This is a genomic window from Bacillus cereus group sp. BfR-BA-01349 (genome assembly GCF_022663795.1).
Classification (GTDB): domain Bacteria; phylum Bacillota; class Bacilli; order Bacillales; family Bacillaceae_G; genus Bacillus_A; species Bacillus_A cereus.
In genome coordinates, this window is record NZ_JAKUGE010000012.1 from 1 (window position 1) to 19,565 (window position 19,565).

Here is a 19,565-nt window from a genome sequence, read left to right on the forward strand (position 1 = left end):
CGTACCTTCTAGATATCGTTTTACTGCTTTTATTTTATCTTTTGAAGAAAATTTAGCCATAAAAAATGCACCTCCAATTGTTAGTTATGTGCCTAACAATTGGGGTGCACTTCATTCCGGTAGCGCTTAATACCCTTTATTTTTTAATCTGTAAAATAACCTTGTGATTTTTTTATATTGCATCACATCTGTCTGTTTCAAACCATTCTCAATATCTGTAAGTTCCACAGCTAAAATTTCGCTTGCATAATTTTGCTGAAATAAAATATCTAGTAATAAACTTTCTTCTTCCTTTGTTAAAACAACTTCCCTTTGCATATACCCCTCTCCTTACACTCGCATCGTTACTCTTATTATATAAAAAATTCAACCCATTTAATAGATATAATATTCAGTTTTTATTAAAAGATATGTAGCAATCGTACACATACAAAAAAATCATTTCGTATATCGATTTGCATAGCTAAACGCCGCATAAGCATCCGGCTTAATTTTTGCAGTTAATCCCATTGCTCGAATTTTTTCTGTCATATCTAAAATAAATTCTTTTGTTAAACCATCATTCCCAATGTCTAAATGAATTTCCATTATGAATCCAGCCCCATCTTGAGCATAAGGATGCAATAACTCCCATATTGTTTGTATATGAGTAGGCGTAAATAGACATGCGATTTCTTGACTAAACTGCGTTTCTAAATATATTTTCTCACGTAAGGTTGCCGGCTTATCTTTTACTGATCTGTGGTGTAAACAGCCCCAGGCACCTTTTCCAACACGATGAATATGGATTGCTGTAATAAACCTCGTATCCTTTTGATGCGCTTGCGAGTCTGTCCCAATGGATAATCGATATAAATTTCGCGGATCCTTTTCAATGAAACTACAAATACGGTTAAAGACCATATCAAAATTTAAATGTCTCTCTGAAACATTGTAAAATTTATGTGCACCGTCCACAGAGTCACGTCCTTTCAATTAGACAGACTTTTCGTATTCTCATTGTATGGGACAAAAACTAAAATTATAACTTCCTATCCTTTATTCGTTTCAATATTTCGAATTACAAAGTGACAAACTTGGCACGTATAAATTACATTTTGATTAGATTGAGCCGTTAATACATGAATAATCTCAGCAGAACTTTGACAATTAGGACAAATCACAACTGGTAAACGTTCCATACGATAACCTCCTAGTTATATTTCTCCCGGCTATTTGCAGAACCCAGCGATTGTGAGAAGTTTAGCTTCACATATTCACCCGGTTGACGGGACTAATTTTCCACATGGATAAGCAAACTTGCACGGATTAAAATTTCATTTTAATACCATTGTAGGAAAAATAAAAAACTTCTATACATTCCGCTAGAAAGTAATAGAACTAAAAAAGGTACTGCCACATGGCAGTACCTTTTTTATATGTATCAAGAAATGATATCGTAAATCTCAATTGCAACCATGTCGATATTATCGAATTGATACACTTGAGGTTTTTCACCTTGTTGATACACTTCTAACTCATACATTTCACTTTTATCGAAAAATTTCACGCTACATTTGCGCTCACCGTTCACTTCAAAATAGCGTTGTGCTACTTCACCGCTTTCAGCTTGTTCTTGTAGACTAACAAGTCGAGTTAAAATTCCTTGGAGTAGAGACATGAAATCTCTCCTTTCTCTAATCTTCCTACCAATAGGTTTTACAGCTATACTCATTCTATCCGCCATAACAGAAAAAATGTTCCACACTCTAGGATAAAGGTTATTGGCCAGAAACTCAACTAAAAATTTGTCGAAATGCGAAGGAAAAAACAGAAAGAACATATTTCCCCTTCTTTATTGCGGTTTTTATACTGGAAGAATATAATAAAAAACAGAAAAAAAGGAGGAATAACAATGGAAAAAATTGAGGTTTATACACAACCCGATTGTCCGCCATGTGTTATTGTGAAAGAATTTTTGAAGCATAATAACGTTGCATATGAAGAATTTGACGTAAAAAAAGACGCTGCTGCTCGCAATCGTCTTTTATACGACTATGATTCTTATTCAACTCCAACAGTCGTAATTGATGGCGAAGTAGTTGCAGGGTTTCAAATTGAAAAGTTACAACAACTACTCAATATAGAATAGGAATAGGTAAATACCTATTCCTATTCTTATCCCGCTATTTGTAGGTAGTAAAACTCCCACCCAAAATTTAGCTACAGCAAAGAAGTTAGATGGAAGAGTAATCCCTCTCACTGATTAAAAATTTCACTTTATAATTGTTGCAACCTTTTTATTTCAGTTAAAAGTTCCTGACTTTCATGATATCCTGCTAATTTCCATTTATCTTGATCCCTTTTCAATGTTACAATTTGATACTGTCCACTTTTTGTCCGCTCATATACATATAAATTTTTATGTTCTTCATCATACGACATTTTCGTTTCTGAATTAAAAGAAAACGGTGCTTCTTTTGCCGGAAGTAAATATTCACCACTTTTTTTATCACTTCTGCTATTTTCATCTGTAAATACTTGAAGGAAATTATCTGTAAAATACGGTGATAACGTCTCTATCATCTTATTCATCGGCAAATGCTTCCCACGAATTGAAAACTGTGTTTCATAGCCTTTTTGTATCGTTGTAAATACTTCTTTCCGATCGACTTCCACTTCCTCTTTTCCTAAAACAGTCGTAACACTATAACCAACTAGAAAGGCAACACATACAAATAGAACAAGCCATATTCCATATTTCCTCATTTTTTCACCTTCCTTTTAAAAGAACTTGTCTTTGTAGTATTCATTGTAACAATGATTATGCAAAGAAAGGACAGATTTCGTTCGTAAAATCTTTACAACGATAGACAGCATTTTCATCACCATTTTCACTATTACCAATTTATGATAAAAACAAACAAAAAATGCACGAATTCCTTCGTGCATTAAAATAAAACATCTTCTTCATATAAATATTCATAAGATAAATCTATAAATAAAAAGTTGTCATCATCAATCGGGAAAGAAAATGTTCGTACCATTTCTCCCGTTTCAATATCTGCATATAAATCTGAAAGCCTCGCCTTATTCTCAAAACGCATTTTCATGATATTCTCGAGAAAATACGGGCGCCAACTCCAGTTCTTCATATAATAATCCGGCATCACAATCCATTCTCCATCTTTTTTCATAACATTTCCTGATTGTTGGAAACCATCTTCATTACAAATAAATATACGAAAACTACACTGTGATACACTTTGACTAAATTGTAATAACCAATCATTTATATCTTCATTCTTTTTTTGTTTTGATAAAACATCGCCAATGCGATCGCGTAACATCTCTGTTAAATTATAAATTTTTTGTAACTTCTTCTTTTCATGCTGAATAAACTGATGACATTCATTACCCAGTCGCTCTTTCAAAACATTCGTTTCAATAAAATCAGGTAAACATTCTTTCAAATAATTACCTTGATAATATCTTCCACCGTTCTTCCAAGCATATTGCAGTTGATAAAAAGCATCTATTTCTTCATATAACAAAGTTGCACCAATTCTTCTAGCAAGTAATGATAAAGAATATAAAATATCTTGATAAGATTGTAAAAGTGCTGTTTGCCTTAAGTTCGTTAAATCTACTTTTAAAATATCAGGTGCTAACACGCTAATACGCTCTAAATTACTTGTGCCCGTTCCGACTTTATTAATCGAAATTTGAATACCATATGTACGATAATACATAAGCAAATGATTAAATTGCTCTATATCTTCTTTACATTCATGCTCTGTAATCTCTAAAACAATTTGTTTTAAATTTAAACCTTGTTCTTCATACCTCAATAAAAGTTGAAGCAAGCTTTCATCATTATCATTCATTAATACATTAGCATTCCGATGTATAAATAATAATAATTTTTGATCGCTTTCTAAATAACGATTTAAAGCTTTTTCTACTATAATATTATCCGCTTCCAGTTGAAATTCACTTGGAATCGAATCATCGTGAAAGAAAGAAGCTAAACTTTGTATGCCCTCTTCTGTTTGAATACGTCCTACTACTTCGTATCCAATTACAGTATGCTCATCAGCACTAAAAATAGCTTGATAATAAGGAAGGACTTTATCCAAGTTACTCATTACATCTAATGCATCTATCAACGTGCTTCCCTCCCTTTACTTTTCAAAAATTATAACATGATATTTACGGAAAAATAATAAAAAATCCCTTCAGTTTTCCTGAAGGGATTAGAGGGGTAAAATGCTAAGGGGAATTAGCAATTCTACTATGAAGAAAAAAGAGGTCTTAAATATAACGTATATATGACCTCTTGTAAACACTTTTCTTTCATATGTCACAATTCCGTCACATTTAACCGTAGAAAAATGAATCAAACATTCATTTTTTTATCCCTTTTAAAATGGATATTGATGTAAATGTTGTCCTCCATCCATTGTCATGCAAGTTCCATTTATGTACGCAGCTTCATCTGAACATAAATAATAAGCTAGGCCAGCGATTTCTTCTGGCGTACCCAACCTTCCAAGCGGAACACTTTGTATCGTACGTTTAGCCATTTCTTCTGAAATCCATAATTTATCAGCACCGCCCGTACGTTCAATTGGTCCTGGCGCGATAGCGTTAACTCGTATTCCATATTTACGTCCCCACTCAACAGCGAGCGTCTTCGTCATTGCTAATACTCCTGCCTTCGCTGCAGCCGAATGAATCACTCCTGGACCTGCATCCCATGCATATGTTGCTACCATGTTAATGATATTCCCTTTTATACCTTTTTCAATCCAATATTTTCCGACAGCATGACTACAGTAAAACGTACCGTTTAATACAATATTAATGACTGAATTCCAGCCATTCACAGATAAATCTTCTGCTGGACAAATAAAGTTTCCAGCTGCATTATTTATTAAAACATCAATTCTACCAAACTTCTCATCAATCTGTTCAATCATTTTCTGAATGTCATCCGTATTTCTTACATCCATTTGTACAGGTAATACTTGCCCTGGAAATTGTTCAATTTCCAACTTTGTTTCCTCTAGTTTTTCCTTTGTACGTCCTGTAATAACAACTCGTGCCCCTTCTTTTGCAAAACGAGTCGCCATTCCTTTTCCCATTCCACTCGATCCACCTGTTATAATAACTACCTTTTCTTTCACATACATCCCCTCCAAAAAATGAATACACATTCATTTTATCACTTTATTTAATAGAAATCTTTATATTTTTAAACTTTTCTGATATTTTAGCGTAAAGAACTTTCTTTTTATTCATTTTTTTTCGTAATCTATACTACTTTTTATTATGTAAAGTATATTTTAAATAAACTGAAAGGAGATTTGAGTAGCCTATAAATGGAATGAAAACATTGAGGTATACTCATATTTTTATGAAGCACATTACAAGAAGAAATTTTTTAAAAATTGGTATGCGTACTTGTCTCTATTCATTTATAACCAGTAGCATCGGATACTACTATGCTAAATATATAGAGCCCCATTTCATTTCTTTTACACAGCACACATTAAAATCACAACTCATCCCAAAAAGTTTTCATGGTATGAAAATTCTTCAATTCAGCGATTTACATCTCGGATACTATTTCTCGCTTCAACATTTATCTAAAGTTGTTTCTAAAATTAATGCTGTAAATCCAGATATTGTCCTTTTTACCGGAGATCTCATTGATAATTATCAAACGTATACTGACACTCCTTTCGTTGCATCCATTTTAAAAAATATACAAGCCCCCTTTGGTAAATTCGCTATTTATGGTAACCATGATCACGGTGGATATGGAACTGAATACTATGAGCACATCATGCGTGAATCAGGATTTGAGCTATTGCTCAATAGTGAAAAAAGAATTCGTCTAATGGATAATAGCGAAATTTCTATTTTCGGTCTCGATGATATACTACTAGGCAAACCAAAAATAGAGAAAACATTAGAGCATGCACGGCAAAGTACTTATAACATTGTTCTTGTTCACGAACCAGATATCGCGCCCCAAGTTTCTAGATATCCAATCAACTTGCAACTTTCTGGTCATAGTCACGGCGGACAAGTACAAATTCCTTTTTTAGGAGCTATTATTACACCTTCACTCGCCAAAGACTATATTGAAGGCTTCTATACAATTCAGGATTTAACTCTCTATGTCAATCGAGGCCTGGGAAGAACACGTGTCCCATTTCGTTTTATGTCAAAACCTGAAATCACAATTTTCACACTCCAACATTCTTAATAATTCGCCTATTTTCTTACATATCCTTTCTTGTACGCGCTCATCCACGTTTTGTTTACCATATGATAAAAGTGAGTCCAATAAAGGAGGTATGTTCATGTATCCATATTATCAACCAATTCCAGTCCGTTCAGCACCTATTGGTCCAGTAGGCGACTCACGCTTCTTCCCGTTTTTTGGCGTTCCCTTTCTAGCTGGAATTGCTGGTGGATTGCTCGGCGGAGCATTAGCTTTCGGCCCTCGACCATTTTATCCACCTTATCCAACACCTTTCCCGCCACCAGCACCTTATCCTTGTTACGGTGGACCATGTCAGCAACCATACTATTACTAAGTTAAAATAACGATTCTTTCAAATATTATTCTCTCAACGAGCCATCTCATTACACGCTTATAATAAAACTATTGTTTCTACTCATCCTTCCATTTTTGGAGCATATGAGTAGAAACAAGTAAAAACCTCTTATTGACATAAGAGGTTTTTACTTGTTTCATTATTCAGCGTCTGTATTTTGATATGCCATCTTAAACAACTTCACTTGGCTATCAATTTCTTCTGTACTACTATTAATAACATAATAGTAATCACCATCTTTATTTTGTTCACGTGTTTTCACATTATCAGCTAATGTAAGCTGTAAAATCGCCTTAATTCGTGCCTTCATTTCAATATCTAATATCGGGAAAGATATTTCCACTCGCTTCTCCATATTTCGCGTCATCAAATCAGCTGAAGATAAATATATTTTCTCCTCCCCATTATGATGGAAATAATAAATACGGCTATGTTCTAAATATCTTCCAACAACACTAACTACACGAATATTTTCACTTACATTTGGAATGCCAGGTCGTAGGCAACATGTCCCTCGAACAATGAGCTCTACCTTTACTCCAGCTTGTGATGCTTCGTACATTTTTTTAATTAATGGTTTATCTGTTAATGAATTCATCTTAGCGATAATATATCCATTTCCATATTGCCTATGATAACGGGTTTCTTCATCTATTAAATCTATAAATTGCTCTCTTATATCAAATGGAGCAACCGATAAATGATGAAAATGTGGCTTTGTTGTATAACCACTTAAATAATTAAAGAAATTGGTTGCATCAACCCCAAAGTCTTTTCTTGATGTAATATATCCAAAATCAGTATATAACTTCGCTGTTGCATCATTATAGTTTCCAGTTCCGAGATGTACGAACCTTTCGATTTTTCCGTTTTTTCTTCTTACAACTAACGTAATTTTACTATGTGTTTTCAAGTGACTTACACCGTAAATAACATGACAGCCTGCCTGTTCCAATTCTTTAGCCCAATGAACATTGTTTTCTTCATCAAATCTTGCCTTTAATTCAACTAATACTGTCACTTGTTTTCCCTTTTCAGCCGCTATCTTTAACGCCTGAATAATCGGTGAATCACCACTTACACGATATAACGTTTGTTTAATCGCAAGTACATTCGGATCGTCCGCCGCATCACGGACAAAATCAACTACCGGCTGAAATGATTCAAAAGGATGATGTAATAAAATATCATGCTCAATTGCTTTTTCAAATACATCTTCTTCATCACCTAAATCTTGAGGTGGTTGCGGAATAAGAGCCGGATATACAAGATGTTCATATAAAGGAGCTAGTTTTTTATATAAAGAAAACAAACATGTTAAATCTAATGGACCATCCATTATATATACATCTTCATCTTTTACTTCCAGAACCTCATATAATAACGCTAATACTCTTTCATCAATGTGTTCTTTCCCAACTTCTAAACGAACAGCAGCCCCCCACTTACGCTTTTTTAATTCTTTTTCAATTACCTTTAATAAATCTCTCGCACCTTCTTCATGAATCGTTAAATCTGCATTGCGTGTAATACGGAAACGAGTAACAGATGATACTGTATATCCCGTAAATAATTTATGAGTAAAGCTACTAATTACGTCTTCTAATAAAATAAATTTATGCTTTTGCCCTTCGCTCGGTAAAATTATGAAGCGCTCAAGTAATGAAGGAACTTGCACAATTCCTAACTTCGTCCTGTTTTCTTCTTCCGCTTGCTTCTCATCATATAAAAGAGTAGCCAAATTCAAACTTTTGTTTAATAACATTGGAAATGGGCGATATGCATCAATAGCTACAGGAGTTAACACCGGAAAAATTTGCTCATCAAAATACTCTTCTATAAATTCTCGCTGCTCTTTCGTCAAATCATTGAATGTTAAACGTTCAATTCCCTCTAACTCAAGTGCTGGTAATACATAATTTTTAAATGTATCATATTGTACTGTCATTAGTGCATGGGCTTTTATCGCAATTTTATTTAATTGCTTTTTTGGTGTTAAGCCAGCTTTATTTTCTGGCTGATTAAATCCAGCACTCACTTGATCCTTTAATCCCGCTACACGTACCATAAAAAATTCATCTAAATTCGAACTAAAAATACTAATAAATTTCAATCTTTCCAAAAGTGGATTATTTGCATCTTGCGCTTCTTGTAAGACACGTTCATTAAATGCTAACCAACTTAACTCTCGATTATTGTAATAAGCTGTATCATTTAAATTTACTGCATTCCCCTTCAATAATTCCATTCTCTTCACACTTCCCCTTGAAACTTTTTTACTATAATTTACTTACTTTTATTTTAGCAAATTACAATATTATAAAGTGTAATTTTTTTGTAAAGACATCCGTACAACCTAATATTTTAGTTCAAATGACAAGTTAATATTCGTTTTTAATACTCTTTCTAACTGTTTTTTTGTTTTTCAGCTTGTACTTTTTCCGCTAATGCCGATTGTTCACATAAAGCTTTAAACGTTAATCCTTCTTCGCTTTCTGTTATAGATATGGTATCAATAAGCGATCGTTGCCTTGCATTTAAAGTAGCTGAAAATTGTAAAACAGCTCCTAACAGGCGGATTTTTTTTGTTCGCTTTTATCAAACCAACCTTCAAATGGAGATAAATGTTGTTTAAATAACATTTTTGATTTATACGATGCAATAAGCGCTAGCCTTACTCGATCTTTATGCATCATGCCATCAATTGTCTTATTCGCTAATAAATAAAACGTATGTAAACGGCTCGCTTCTTCGTCTATATATTTGCCTATATTAAACACTTTCGCTGCTTGATGGAACACTTCCCAGTCTTTTACTGACATAGAAATAAGCCCTATTTCCTCAAGTTGTTTGCAAATTAGTCTTCCATGTTTAATAAGTTGAATAACAAATTCCATGTCCATTTCGTATTCATGTGATAGTAAATGCAGACTTTCTTCAACTACGTTCGGATAATATGAAATCCCCAAATCTTTTGTCAACTCTTCATAGAAAACACCTTCTCTTAACCCTTTTCTACTTAATACAAATGCCGGTGCCTCTATAACATTAACAAGTGTATGAAATACTTCAACCGCTGGAATAATCGTATCTGCTCGATCTTTTGCCAATCCTTCCAATTTCTGAAGTTCTATGAACGACAATCTTTCCAATTCATCTTTTACACTTTCAATATCTTCTTCTTTCATCTTGTATAAATGTAATCCTGCTATAGGATAACATATTAAATTTTGATGGATTTTTACTAAGTTCCTAGCACTACCACCAATTGCAATAAGAGGCAATTTCTTATTGATTAACCATGGTAACGTTCGAAGTTGAAACTCTAAATACTGTTGCATTCCCTCTAACTCATCTTTAGTAGAAATATCACCTTTAATAAATTGTTGCTTTAAAGAAAGTGCCCCAAAAGGAAAACTATGGTACTCTAAAATCTCTCTATTTCTAAAGTATGTAACTTCCGTACTTCCCCCACCAATATCTACCGTTATTCCTTCTGAAAACGATGTAGAATTCATAACCGCCAAGTATCCGTAACGCGCTTCCTCATACTCTGATAATACTCTAAGCGTAAAGTCCGTTTGTCCTTCAACAAGCTTTTTAATTTCCTCTTGATTCTCCGACTGTCTAATTGTTGCTGTTGCAACACAAAGTACATGATGCAACTGATGGAATCTTGTACTTTCTTGAAATTGAAATAATGTCTGTAATAATACTTCTATTCCCTCTTCATTCAACACACCATCAATTAAGTAATTCCTTAACCTAGCAACAACTTTCGTATTTTCAATCTCTTTATAAAAACCTCCATTTTGCTTTTCATAAATAACTAAACGCATTGTATTAGATCCAATATCTATAATGGCATACTGTTGTTTTAATATTTCTTTCAAACTTCTCACTCTTTCATTATCAAATTTCAAAAACATATTCTATTACTATTATACAAAATAGTTGTTTTTTGTAACAATATTGCTTTAATATTGAAAATATATACAATCACTTTTTGCGTATAATAAATACCTATTTTATTTATGGTATAATAATGAAAAATTGAAAGGAGATTCAATATGAAACCTTCACAACCACAATCTCAATTACAAAACCAACATTCTATTAATCGACTAGCTCAATCTATTTTCGTTGTGAATCGTCATGCTAAAGCAGCTACTAATCCTAAATATTTATACTGGTTAAAAAAGACAGCTTTAGAACGTTTGATTGCTGAAAAAAAAGCAATTAAAGAAGGATTACATTTTTCTAGAAACCCACGTTTTAGCCAACAACAATCTGATGTCCTTATACGTTTAGGCGATTATTTTTTCCACATCCCTCCTACGAAAGAAGATTTTCGAATTCTACCGCATCTTGGTCATCTTGAATCCTCCTATCGAAATCCGAAAACAACCTTATCTTTAACAGTGGCAAAAAAAACAATTCAAGATTATATTGGTCCTGAAGCATTAAAACAAGAAAAAAAATTAAGTGAACCTGTTCCATGGTATAGTCGTACTTATACAAAAAAATAAAACAGTTTGGCCAAGTGTAGGCCAAACTGTTTTACTTTTTCTCTTCTTTAATTTTAATATTTGCTTGTTTATAAAAAGCTACTTTTTCTGTATTATAAGACTTTGTGAATTCATTAAATTTATCTTTTTCTGACTCAATATCCTTATAAGATTGATTTACTACTTTTACTTTTTCACTAATATCTTTTAATTTAGTACCTTTATCTTGTAACATTGTATATAACTCTTTTTCTTGTTTTAAAGATTTGTCATAGCTGTCATACATTTTATTAAATGAATCGTGTCGTTTCTCATACGTGCTTTTCACTTTATCAGCTTGATCTTTCAATTTCTTATCTTCAATTTTCTTCACATACTTATCAGCTGACTTCACTTCTTCTTGCGCTTTATTTAAAACTTCTTTTTCTTTTGCAAGCACTTTTTCTCGTTCAGTTGTATTTTTCACTGCTTGATTCAGTTTTTCTTTAACAGTTTGATTATTATCTTTTCCTTCTTGAACAATCTGGTTATATAATTCTTGTCCTTCTTTCTCTAAAGTCTCAAGTTTTTTTGCATCTTCAAACATTGTTTTTTCTTGTTTAGCAGCGTTTTCAAACGCTACATATAATTCTTCTTCTGGTTTCGGACCGAAACAACCGGCTAATAAAATCATTGATAATGCAGTTACAATTGCTAATTTACTATATTTCAACATCTCTTCCTCCTACTTATAAACGACCATCGTGTAATATAAAAAAGTTATAAAATATGTAATTGTTCTATACACTCGCATCTTTTTTACGAAGATCATTAATATTGTTTGTACAAATTATTACTTGATATTACATTATTCTTTTTGAATTATTTAGCAATTCCATATCCATCTTTAAGTATACTACTTCGTGTTTTTTAAGGCCTGTTCACACTATGTATTACTTTAATGTCCACGGAATTTCACCTCAGTCTTAATAAGACTATAATAGTTCACCTGATAAAAGGTGATCGCTCCGCTCTCACGTCTATCATTCCCTTTCCAGCTTTCTATCAATTAATCTCTTTGTTCATTTTACACAGTACAATCGATATCTCGCAACAACTTACAAATATTCTTTTCATTTCCTAAAAAGGAAAAGTGTAGAGCTTGCTTTCCTCTACACTTTTAAAATAAAACACACTGTGCAAATTGCATTGACACTACCATCATAATTATATGCTTATTTCATATATTTTTAAAGACTTTTATTACAAACGTGGCGTTTTTTTGTAATAAAAGTCAAAAAAATGTTACAAATAAAACATCTTCCTATCATATATCTTCAAATCAAAGCTTCACTCATTTTCTTGCAAATTTCTATACTGGTACAATTGATTTTGCGACTTTCTCAACAGTTCTTCAAACGTTTTTCCTTCTACTGGATAGCTAGCTGCTCCAAATAAAAGAGTGACACTGAGTAAATCACCTTCTATTTCACTTTCAATATTTTTCATTAATCGTTTTGTTATTGTTGATGTTTCATGACCATTATCAATTGCTACAATAACGTACTTATTTTCATCCCACTTTGTAACAACATCGCCCTTCCGAATTGTCTTTACAATTGTACTCTCTAATTTTTGTACTAACACTCCCAACTTTTTTTCTTGCAACGTGTCTTTTAATCCTTCCCATTCTTTTACAGAAAGAATGTACACTGTAATATTACGAGAATCTCTTTCAGATAAAGCAGCTACTTTCCCAAAAAAATCAACAACAAAATCATTGCTTGCCATTCCTCCTACTTCCATACCCATACGCTCATTCGCTCTTTTATCGTACCAATGTCCAAAATAATAACTTAGTATCATTTGCAATATATAAATAATAAAGACGGTATAAAATGATCGTGAATCCAGTTTTACAATTACATCCTGAAGTGCAATCCATTCTGTAACTGCCACAGTATTGCCAAGCAATAATCCACTAATTTTCCCTTTATGTTTCATACTTTTCCCCCTTTTATACCAATATATGTTTCTATATCAATAATGTTTTTCTACAAAATAAAAAATGTACATATGCAATGTACATTTCTGCTTAAGCTTGTATACCTTTTCTACTCTATTTCATATATATAATATATAACTTTTATAGAAAGGAGTAATCTATATGCTACAAAAAGAGAATCTATCAGATGCTATGCGTTTACTAGCTGGTTTTCTATTATCATTAAAATTATTATTTACCTCTTTCGGCATACACTTTATTACAAACGATCAAATCGACGCTATTGTTAATGTTGTTTCATTTTTATTTATTCTATACTTTGGCTACAAAAATAACTATGTAGGAAAAAAAGGAATGGAGCAAAAAAAAATACTCAAAAAACACAACCTTCACTAAAAAAGGAACCTTTTGTACAGGTTCCTTTTTATCATTGACGCACAACAACTTCATTTGTTTGCAGTGGGCCATATGATATCTCTTTATCTTGAAATGTATATGTAGCCTGAAAGAATGTTTGTTTAAGAGCTTTATCTTTATTAGCTTTTATTTTACAACGTAGTTCCACCTTCTCATTCGGTAACAATTCATCAATTCGCCATCTAACAAGCTGGAATAAAAACTCACTTATCCCCCTATCAACTTTTAAAGAATTAGGAATATAAGCAAAGTAATCTCGAATCATATGACTTACAACGACTCTCGAAATCATTTCTACCCCTTTATTTTCCACTTCAATTCGCATAATAAGTATGTCGTTTACATCGTAGGTCAATTCATACGAAAATTGTTCTGTATACATACTACCAATTTGTAATGTAACGGCTACTTGAGGAAATTCGTTTTCCTTTTTAGATCCGTCAATCCACAATACTGGTTGTAGCGGTATTGAATACTTTCCTGTATCCGAAATTCGTCCCCATATTTTCATATTATATATTCACCTCATTTCAGATGTAACATACACACAATGAATTCCCCAAATTACTAAAGCTTGCTACAAGCAACCTTTAATATTTCTCTTCCTTTTATCCTATTCGACAATATGAAGAAAAAACCATTTTTCATCTATTAACAGAAGGTGTTCTTTATGAAATTTTTTTACAATTTACTTCATTTCCTTTATAGCAATATTCAGTATGGCTCACTCGTTCTCTACTCATACGAAAGAATATTTTGACGGAAGAAAAAGTTTGCCTTATAGTCAAATTTGACTATAATATTCTTTATGGCATATCAGTGCACTTATGGAAAAGAAATTAAAATCAACTATACATTAAAATTTTTTATCCACTGCACTCAAAACTTAATATAGTTTACTTATTTCTAAAGGAGGGTTATATTTGGAAACTCAACCATTAAAAAAAGACGCCAACAAGACAAAATTTGTTGTTGCTGGTTTACTGCTTGGTATATTAATGGCCGCAATGGATAATACAATCGTTGCAACCGCAATGGCAACAATCGTTGGAGACCTAGGAGGATTTGATAAGTTTGTTTGGGTCACATCAGCTTATATGGTAGCAACAATGGCAGGGATGCCTATCTTCGGGAAACTTTCTGATATGTACGGGCGGAAACGTTTTTATATTGGGGGCCTCATTCTTTTCTTATTCGGTTCTGCGCTCTGCGGAACAGCTTCAAGTATTGAGCAATTAAGTATTTATAGAGCTATTCAAGGTATCGGTGGTGGTGCCCTTATGCCTATCGCCTTCACAATTATGTATGATATCTTCCCACCAGAAAAACGCGGGAAGATGACAGGGCTATTTGGTGCTGTTTTCGGGACATCTAGTGTATTCGGTCCTTTATTAGGTGCTTATATTACTGACTACATAAGTTGGCATTGGGTCTTCTATATTAATATTCCATTAGGACTTATCTCCTTTTTCTTCATTACTAAATACTACAGTGAGTCTCTAGAATTTAGAAAACAAAAAATTGATTGGGCTGGTGCTATTACACTTGTCATAAGTATCGTTTGCTTAATGTTCGCATTAGAACTTGGTGGTAAAGAATACGCCTGGAATTCCACTGTAATTATTGGCTTATTTACAACAGTATTTATTACACTTATTATTTTCTTCTTTGTAGAACGAAAAGCAACCGAGCCTATTATTTCGTTCCATCTATTTAAAAAACCTTTATTCGCAGCTAGCCAAGGAGTTGCCTTTTTCTATGGTGCCGCTTTTATTATCTGTACAGTTTATATTCCAATCTTCATTCAAGGCGTTCTTGGAGGTTCCGCCTCTAATGCTGGATTAATTTTAACACCAATGATGGTTGGTTCTGTAATTGGAAGTCAAACAGGAGGACAATTAGCTTCTCGAACAAGCTATCGTAACATTATGATGGTATCTGGTGTCTTCTTCGTTCTTGGTATTTATTTATTAAGTACTTTAACAATGGACACACCTCGTTTACTCGTAACACTATTTATGATTCTCGCTGGGCTTGGTGTTGGCTTCTCATTCTCAGTATTAAGTATGTCCTCTATTCACAAGTTGGAAATGCGGGACCGTGGTTCGGCGACATCAACAAACTCATTCTTCCGATCACTCGGTATGACTCTTGGTGTAACGATTTTCGGTACAATTCAAAATCATATTTTTACAGATAAACTAAACTCTGTATTCCCACCTGAACTAGCAAAGTTAGCTCCAAAAGGCGGAGACACAAGTTTCTTATTATCACCAGGCGCTACCGCAAAAATTCCTGCTGAAGTATTAGCGGGTATTAAAGAAGCTCTCGCTACATCTATTGCGAATACATTCTTCTGGGCACTCATCCCGGCTGTACTAAGTATTATTTGTATTTTACTTATGGGAAATGAACGCCTCTTTACAGGCCCTAAAAAGAAAGAAAAACAAAAGCAAGTTAGTTAATATAAAAAAGAAGCGGCATATTCCTTTATGAAAAAGGATATGCCGTTTATAATATGTATAAAGTGAAACTTTAATCAGTGGGGGGTGTTCATCCCCCACTGATTATTAGCCCTCACCAATCGGGCTTTTACGGGCAGTTAATCCCCACCTAACTTCTTTGCTTCCGCTGAATTTTTGGGTGGGGATCTTACTGGATAAAGTTTTTATATACAGGAGTTGAGACAGCATGAGCATGAAATTAGTCATTCTCGGCTTGCTACTCGAAGGAGATAAACATCCATATGAAGTGCAGCATATTATGAAAGAACGACAAATGGATTGTTACATTAAATATGCTAAAGGATCACTTTATTACGCCTTCGAGCAATTAGAAAAGCAAGGCGCAATTCATATTACAAATGTAATTAGAGACACAAATCGACCTGACAAAACGATTTTTCATATAACAGAAGAAGGCAAAAAACTATTCCACACTTTACTATTAAAACAATTCGAAGCCAAAAACCAAATATATAAACCTATTTATTCAGCCTTATCTTTCGCTCACTTTAGCAATGATCACGAATTAGTTCCTATTTTAGAAAAAAAGAAAAACGATACTCTTCAATATTTACATACTATGCAAACGATATATGATTGTAATAAAGGAAAGGTTCCACGTGCACAACTATATATTTTGCAAAGTGTAATTGAGCATATTACAGTTGAATTACAATGGCTAAACACTCTCCTTAAAGATGCTATAGCAGGCCGACTTTCAGAAGTTGCTATAGATGAAAATTGAGCTATGAAAGAAGACATCCCTACTTCTTTCATAGCTCAATTTCTCTTTTTATACTGTACTATTATTAATTACTTCAGAATAAAAATTCAGAATAATAAGAAATGAAAAACTTTAGAATTTTCTTATTTCAAAACAGTAGACAAAATTCCAAAAATTGTGTTAGAATTTGTTTCAATATCATATCGCTTGTTAAATTCCTTTCAAAAGGAAAATAGGTACACGAAAGTTTCGTTTCGTGTTTAAAAGGGAAGCTTGGTGAAACTCCAACACGGTCCCGCCACTGTAAATGCTGAGATTTCTTTTTAGTACCACTGTGAAAACGGGAAGGTGAAAGAAATTATATGAAGCATAAGTCAGGAGACCTGCCTGTTTTAACAACACTGATAGATTCACGGATGATGATGAGGTGTTAAAACAAAAAGGAAGGCTTATTTTCTATGTCTTTGTACTTTTTGTTATAGGTATTTCCTAGTAAACGGAAATGCTTACTTTCAATTAGGGAGGAATTTAAAATGGCAATTCAAACAAGTAACTTAGGTTATCCACGTATCGGACTACAACGAGAGTGGAAAAAAACATTGGAAGCATTTTGGTCCAATAAAATCGATGAAGAACAATTTTTAACAACAATGAAAGAAATTCGCCTTCAACACGTAAAAGTACAGCAAGAAAAAGGGATTGAACTCATTCCAATTGGCGACTTTACATATTATGATCACGTTTTGGATACTGCCTATATGCTAGGATTTATTCCATCACGCTTTTCTGAGTTTACATCTTACCTTGATGTATATTTCGCAATGGCGCGTGGCTCTAAAGATCACGTAGCTTCCGAAATGACAAAATGGTTTAACACAAACTATCACTATATCGTTCCTGAATATGAAGAGGGATTACAAATCTCTTTAAAAGATAATCGTCCACTTCGCTTATACGAAGAGGCAAAACAAGAATTAGGAGTAGATGGAAAGCCTGTTATTTTAGGACCATATACTTTCTTAAAATTAGCTAAAGGCTATACACAACAACAATTTCCCACCATTTTAAAACAGTTAGTTGCACCTTACGTACAACTGCTTTCAGAACTACATGCAGCTGGGGCACAAGCCATTCAAGTTGATGAACCGATTTTCGCTTCTTTAACGAAAGAAGAAGTTCAACAAGCAAAAGAAATTTATGAAGCTATTCGTAAAGAAGTTCCAAATGCGACTCTTCTTTTACAAACATATTTTGATAGCGTAGAAGAAAACTATGAAGAAATTATTACATTCCCGGTATCCGGTATTGGATTAGATTTCATTCATGGTAAAGAAGGTAATTTAAATGCTATTTCAAAATATGGATTCCCAGCTGATAAAACTTTAGCTGTCGGTTGTATAGACGGCCGTAACATTTGGAGAGCTGACCTTGATGAAGTACTTGCGTTATTTACAACGTTACAAAAACAAGTCCAAACGAAAGATATCATCGTTCAACCTTCTTGTAGCTTATTGCATACACCAATCGATAAAACAGAAGAAACTCACTTATCGACTGAGCTGTTTGATGCGTTAGCATTTGCAAATCAAAAATTAGAAGAGCTAGTTCTTATTCATTCCGCTCTCACTCAAGGTACAGAAAGCATTAATAATGAGCTGGAAACATATCGAAACGTACATCATACAATTCGGTCATCTGCTGCTCGTAACCGAGAAGATGTCAAAGCAGCACGAACAGCACTAAAAGAAGAAGATTTTTCACGCCCTCTTCCATTTGAAAAACGATACGAATTACAACAAGTTGCCCTGGAGTTACCGCTATTACCAACAACGACCATTGGTAGCTTCCCGCAAACAACTGAAGTTCGTCAAACGCGAAAAGAATGGCGTAACGGTGTTATTTCAAATGAACAATACGAACAATTTATTGAAAAAGAGACAGAAAAGTGGATTCGTTACCAAGAAGAAATTGGGCTTGATGTACTTGTACATGGTGAATTTGAAAGAACTGACATGGTCGAATATTTTGGTGAGCGCCTTGCTGGTTTCTCATTCACTAAAAACGGTTGGGTACAATCTTACGGTTCCCGCTGCGTAAAACCACCTGTTATTTATGGTGATGTAGCCTTTATTAACGGCATGACTATTAAGGAAACAGTTTATGCACAAAGCTTAACAGAGAAAGTTGTAAAAGGAATGTTAACCGGACCTGTTACAATTTTAAATTGGTCCTTCGTTCGAAATGATATTCCAAGAAAAGAAGTTTCGTATCAAATTGCACTAGCTCTTCGTCACGAAATTGAACTACTTGAATCTTCCGGAATTAGAGTAATCCAAGTCGATGAGCCCGCACTTCGTGAAGGAATGCCACTAAAAGAAAAAGATTGGGATGCTTATATTACATGGGCAGTACAATCCTTCCTTTTAGCAACTTCTTCTGTAGCAAATGAAACACAAATTCATACTCATATGTGTTACAGTAACTTCGAAGATATTGTTGACGCGATTCGCGCATTAGATGCAGATGTAATTTCTATCGAAACATCAAGAAGTCACGGAGAATTTATTGATACTTTAAAACATACAACATATGAAAAAGGCATCGGCCTAGGTGTATATGATATTCATAGCCCACGTGTACCGAGTAAAGATGAAATGTATAAAATCGTAGAACAATCTTTAGAAGTATGTGATCCTAAATATTTCTGGATTAATCCTGATTGTGGTTTAAAAACGAGAAGAACAGAAGAAGTTATTCCAGCTTTAGAACATATGGTGCAAGCAGCGAAAGATGCTCGTTCCCTTTTAAAAACAAACC

The 19,565-nt window shown here is 33.6% G+C and carries 18 protein-coding genes, 2 pseudogenes and 1 riboswitch; of the genes and pseudogenes, 8 read left to right on the plus strand and 12 right to left on the minus strand.

The features are described 5' to 3' along the window. Positions 1 to 126 precede the first annotated feature (126 nt). From abbA to MR169_RS08835, 4 genes are all read right to left on the minus strand, one after another. Entirely contained in the window at positions 127 to 318 is a 192-nt protein-coding gene (abbA, locus tag MR169_RS08820) for an antirepressor AbbA (protein WP_001188692.1), read from the minus strand. A gap of 120 nt (positions 319 to 438) precedes the next feature. Next, complete coding sequence (locus MR169_RS08825; protein WP_000348489.1) at positions 439 to 957, minus strand: ribonuclease H-like YkuK family protein; 519 nt, start codon at positions 955 to 957, stop codon at positions 439 to 441. Between the two features lie 74 nt (positions 958 to 1,031). Further along, positions 1,032 to 1,181 carry a hypothetical protein gene (locus MR169_RS08830; protein ID WP_000440540.1) on the minus strand — a complete coding sequence of 50 codons (150 nt, stop codon included), beginning with the start codon at positions 1,179 to 1,181 and terminating at the stop codon, positions 1,032 to 1,034. Between the two features lie 242 nt (positions 1,182 to 1,423). After that, entirely contained in the window at positions 1,424 to 1,660 is a 237-nt protein-coding gene (locus tag MR169_RS08835) for a YkuJ family protein (protein WP_000055151.1), read from the minus strand. Between the two features lie 234 nt (positions 1,661 to 1,894). Between MR169_RS08835 and MR169_RS08840 the strand changes: the two genes are divergently transcribed. Continuing rightward, a complete protein-coding gene (locus tag MR169_RS08840; RefSeq protein WP_242319278.1) occupies positions 1,895 to 2,131 on the plus strand; it encodes a glutaredoxin family protein in 237 nt (78 codons plus the stop codon). 128 nt (positions 2,132 to 2,259) lie between these two features. Here the strand turns inward: MR169_RS08840 and MR169_RS08845 are convergent, their stop codons facing one another. The 3 genes from MR169_RS08845 to fadH all read right to left on the minus strand — a co-directional run bounded on the left by MR169_RS08845 (position 2,260) and on the right by fadH (position 5,168). Next, positions 2,260 to 2,748 (minus strand): DUF3993 domain-containing protein, encoded by a 489-nt coding sequence (locus MR169_RS08845; RefSeq protein WP_242319279.1) that lies wholly within the window; start codon positions 2,746 to 2,748, stop codon positions 2,260 to 2,262. A 182-nt stretch (positions 2,749 to 2,930) separates the two neighbouring features. After that, the gene (locus MR169_RS08850; RefSeq protein ID WP_000564310.1) at positions 2,931 to 4,148 is read right to left on the minus strand and encodes an EAL domain-containing protein; all 1,218 of its coding nucleotides are present in this window, start codon (positions 4,146 to 4,148) and stop codon (positions 2,931 to 2,933) included. A gap of 255 nt (positions 4,149 to 4,403) precedes the next feature. After that, entirely contained in the window at positions 4,404 to 5,168 is a 765-nt protein-coding gene (gene fadH / locus MR169_RS08855; protein WP_000660913.1) for a 2,4-dienoyl-CoA reductase, read from the minus strand. Between the two features lie 230 nt (positions 5,169 to 5,398). Between fadH and MR169_RS08860 the strand changes: the two genes are divergently transcribed. Beyond that, complete coding sequence (locus MR169_RS08860; RefSeq protein ID WP_044795990.1) at positions 5,399 to 6,256, plus strand: metallophosphoesterase; 858 nt, start codon at positions 5,399 to 5,401, stop codon at positions 6,254 to 6,256. A gap of 97 nt (positions 6,257 to 6,353) precedes the next feature. After that, a complete protein-coding gene (locus MR169_RS08865) occupies positions 6,354 to 6,590 on the plus strand; it encodes a hypothetical protein (protein WP_000283741.1) in 237 nt (78 codons plus the stop codon). 160 nt (positions 6,591 to 6,750) lie between these two features. On the opposite strand, the gene MR169_RS08870 is transcribed toward MR169_RS08865, so the two are convergent. Together MR169_RS08870 and MR169_RS08875 are read right to left on the minus strand one after the other, a co-directional pair. Continuing rightward, positions 6,751 to 8,859, minus strand: coding sequence for a polyphosphate kinase (locus MR169_RS08870; protein ID WP_242319280.1), 2,109 nt, complete (start codon positions 8,857 to 8,859; stop codon positions 6,751 to 6,753). A 108-nt stretch (positions 8,860 to 8,967) separates the two neighbouring features. Beyond that, positions 8,968 to 10,540, minus strand: a pseudogene (locus MR169_RS08875) (Ppx/GppA family phosphatase). Positions 10,541 to 10,681: 141 nt separating this feature from the next. Between MR169_RS08875 and MR169_RS08880 the strand changes: the two are divergent. Next, a complete protein-coding gene (locus MR169_RS08880) occupies positions 10,682 to 11,140 on the plus strand; it encodes a YkyB family protein (protein ID WP_000804862.1) in 459 nt (152 codons plus the stop codon). Between the two features lie 31 nt (positions 11,141 to 11,171). Here MR169_RS08880 and MR169_RS08885 read toward each other — a convergent pair whose 3' ends face one another. Both MR169_RS08885 and MR169_RS08890 read right to left on the minus strand, forming a co-directional pair. Beyond that, on the minus strand, positions 11,172 to 11,834 hold the full coding sequence (locus MR169_RS08885; RefSeq protein WP_000922482.1) for a YkyA family protein: 663 nt from the start codon (positions 11,832 to 11,834) through the stop codon (positions 11,172 to 11,174). Positions 11,835 to 12,448: 614 nt separating this feature from the next. Next, on the minus strand, positions 12,449 to 13,102 hold the full coding sequence (locus MR169_RS08890; RefSeq protein ID WP_242319281.1) for a diguanylate cyclase domain-containing protein: 654 nt from the start codon (positions 13,100 to 13,102) through the stop codon (positions 12,449 to 12,451). 163 nt (positions 13,103 to 13,265) lie between these two features. Here MR169_RS08890 and MR169_RS08895 point away from each other — a divergent pair, with 163 nt between their 5' ends. Further along, the gene (locus MR169_RS08895) at positions 13,266 to 13,499 is read left to right on the plus strand and encodes an SPP1 phage holin family protein (protein WP_000939448.1); all 234 of its coding nucleotides are present in this window, start codon (positions 13,266 to 13,268) and stop codon (positions 13,497 to 13,499) included. Positions 13,500 to 13,530: 31 nt separating this feature from the next. On the opposite strand, the gene MR169_RS08900 is transcribed toward MR169_RS08895, so the two are convergent. Continuing rightward, the gene (locus MR169_RS08900; RefSeq protein WP_000708122.1) at positions 13,531 to 14,031 is read right to left on the minus strand and encodes a hypothetical protein; all 501 of its coding nucleotides are present in this window, start codon (positions 14,029 to 14,031) and stop codon (positions 13,531 to 13,533) included. 412 nt (positions 14,032 to 14,443) lie between these two features. Between MR169_RS08900 and MR169_RS08905 the strand changes: the two genes are divergently transcribed. The 3 genes and pseudogenes from MR169_RS08905 to metE form a co-directional block, all read left to right on the plus strand. Then, on the plus strand, positions 14,444 to 15,985 hold the full coding sequence (locus tag MR169_RS08905) for an MDR family MFS transporter (RefSeq protein WP_000449899.1): 1,542 nt from the start codon (positions 14,444 to 14,446) through the stop codon (positions 15,983 to 15,985). 226 nt (positions 15,986 to 16,211) lie between these two features. Then, positions 16,212 to 16,769, plus strand: a complete 558-nt coding sequence (locus MR169_RS08910) for a PadR family transcriptional regulator (protein WP_000062063.1) — start codon at positions 16,212 to 16,214, stop codon at positions 16,767 to 16,769. A gap of 196 nt (positions 16,770 to 16,965) precedes the next feature. Next, positions 16,966 to 17,153: riboswitch (cobalamin riboswitch) on the plus strand. A 128-nt stretch (positions 17,154 to 17,281) separates the two neighbouring features. Beyond that, positions 17,282 to 19,564, plus strand: a pseudogene (metE, locus tag MR169_RS08915) (5-methyltetrahydropteroyltriglutamate--homocysteine S-methyltransferase); the annotation flags it as partial. Position 19,565 lies beyond the last annotated feature (1 nt).

What these genes read in the sequence shown, in the direction of transcription:
- MR169_RS08910 (WP_000062063.1), top strand. Translation starts at nt 16,212, where the DNA reads ATGAGCATGAAATTAGTCATTCTCGGCTTGCTACTCGAAGGAGATAAA.
- MR169_RS08845 (WP_242319279.1), bottom strand. Translation starts at nt 2,748, where the DNA reads ATGAGGAAATATGGAATATGGCTTGTTCTATTTGTATGTGTTGCCTTT.
- MR169_RS08895 (WP_000939448.1), top strand. Translation starts at nt 13,266, where the DNA reads ATGCTACAAAAAGAGAATCTATCAGATGCTATGCGTTTACTAGCTGGT.
- abbA (WP_001188692.1), bottom strand. Translation starts at nt 318, where the DNA reads ATGCAAAGGGAAGTTGTTTTAACAAAGGAAGAAGAAAGTTTATTACTA.
- MR169_RS08865 (WP_000283741.1), top strand. Translation starts at nt 6,354, where the DNA reads ATGTATCCATATTATCAACCAATTCCAGTCCGTTCAGCACCTATTGGT.
- MR169_RS08835 (WP_000055151.1), bottom strand. Translation starts at nt 1,660, where the DNA reads ATGTCTCTACTCCAAGGAATTTTAACTCGACTTGTTAGTCTACAAGAA.
- MR169_RS08840 (WP_242319278.1), top strand. Translation starts at nt 1,895, where the DNA reads ATGGAAAAAATTGAGGTTTATACACAACCCGATTGTCCGCCATGTGTT.
- MR169_RS08830 (WP_000440540.1), bottom strand. Translation starts at nt 1,181, where the DNA reads ATGGAACGTTTACCAGTTGTGATTTGTCCTAATTGTCAAAGTTCTGCT.
- MR169_RS08900 (WP_000708122.1), bottom strand. Translation starts at nt 14,031, where the DNA reads ATGAAAATATGGGGACGAATTTCGGATACAGGAAAGTATTCAATACCG.
- MR169_RS08860 (WP_044795990.1), top strand. Translation starts at nt 5,399, where the DNA reads ATGAAGCACATTACAAGAAGAAATTTTTTAAAAATTGGTATGCGTACT.
- MR169_RS08880 (WP_000804862.1), top strand. Translation starts at nt 10,682, where the DNA reads ATGAAACCTTCACAACCACAATCTCAATTACAAAACCAACATTCTATT.
- MR169_RS08870 (WP_242319280.1), bottom strand. Translation starts at nt 8,859, where the DNA reads ATGGAATTATTGAAGGGGAATGCAGTAAATTTAAATGATACAGCTTAT.
- MR169_RS08885 (WP_000922482.1), bottom strand. Translation starts at nt 11,834, where the DNA reads ATGTTGAAATATAGTAAATTAGCAATTGTAACTGCATTATCAATGATT.
- MR169_RS08890 (WP_242319281.1), bottom strand. Translation starts at nt 13,102, where the DNA reads ATGAAACATAAAGGGAAAATTAGTGGATTATTGCTTGGCAATACTGTG.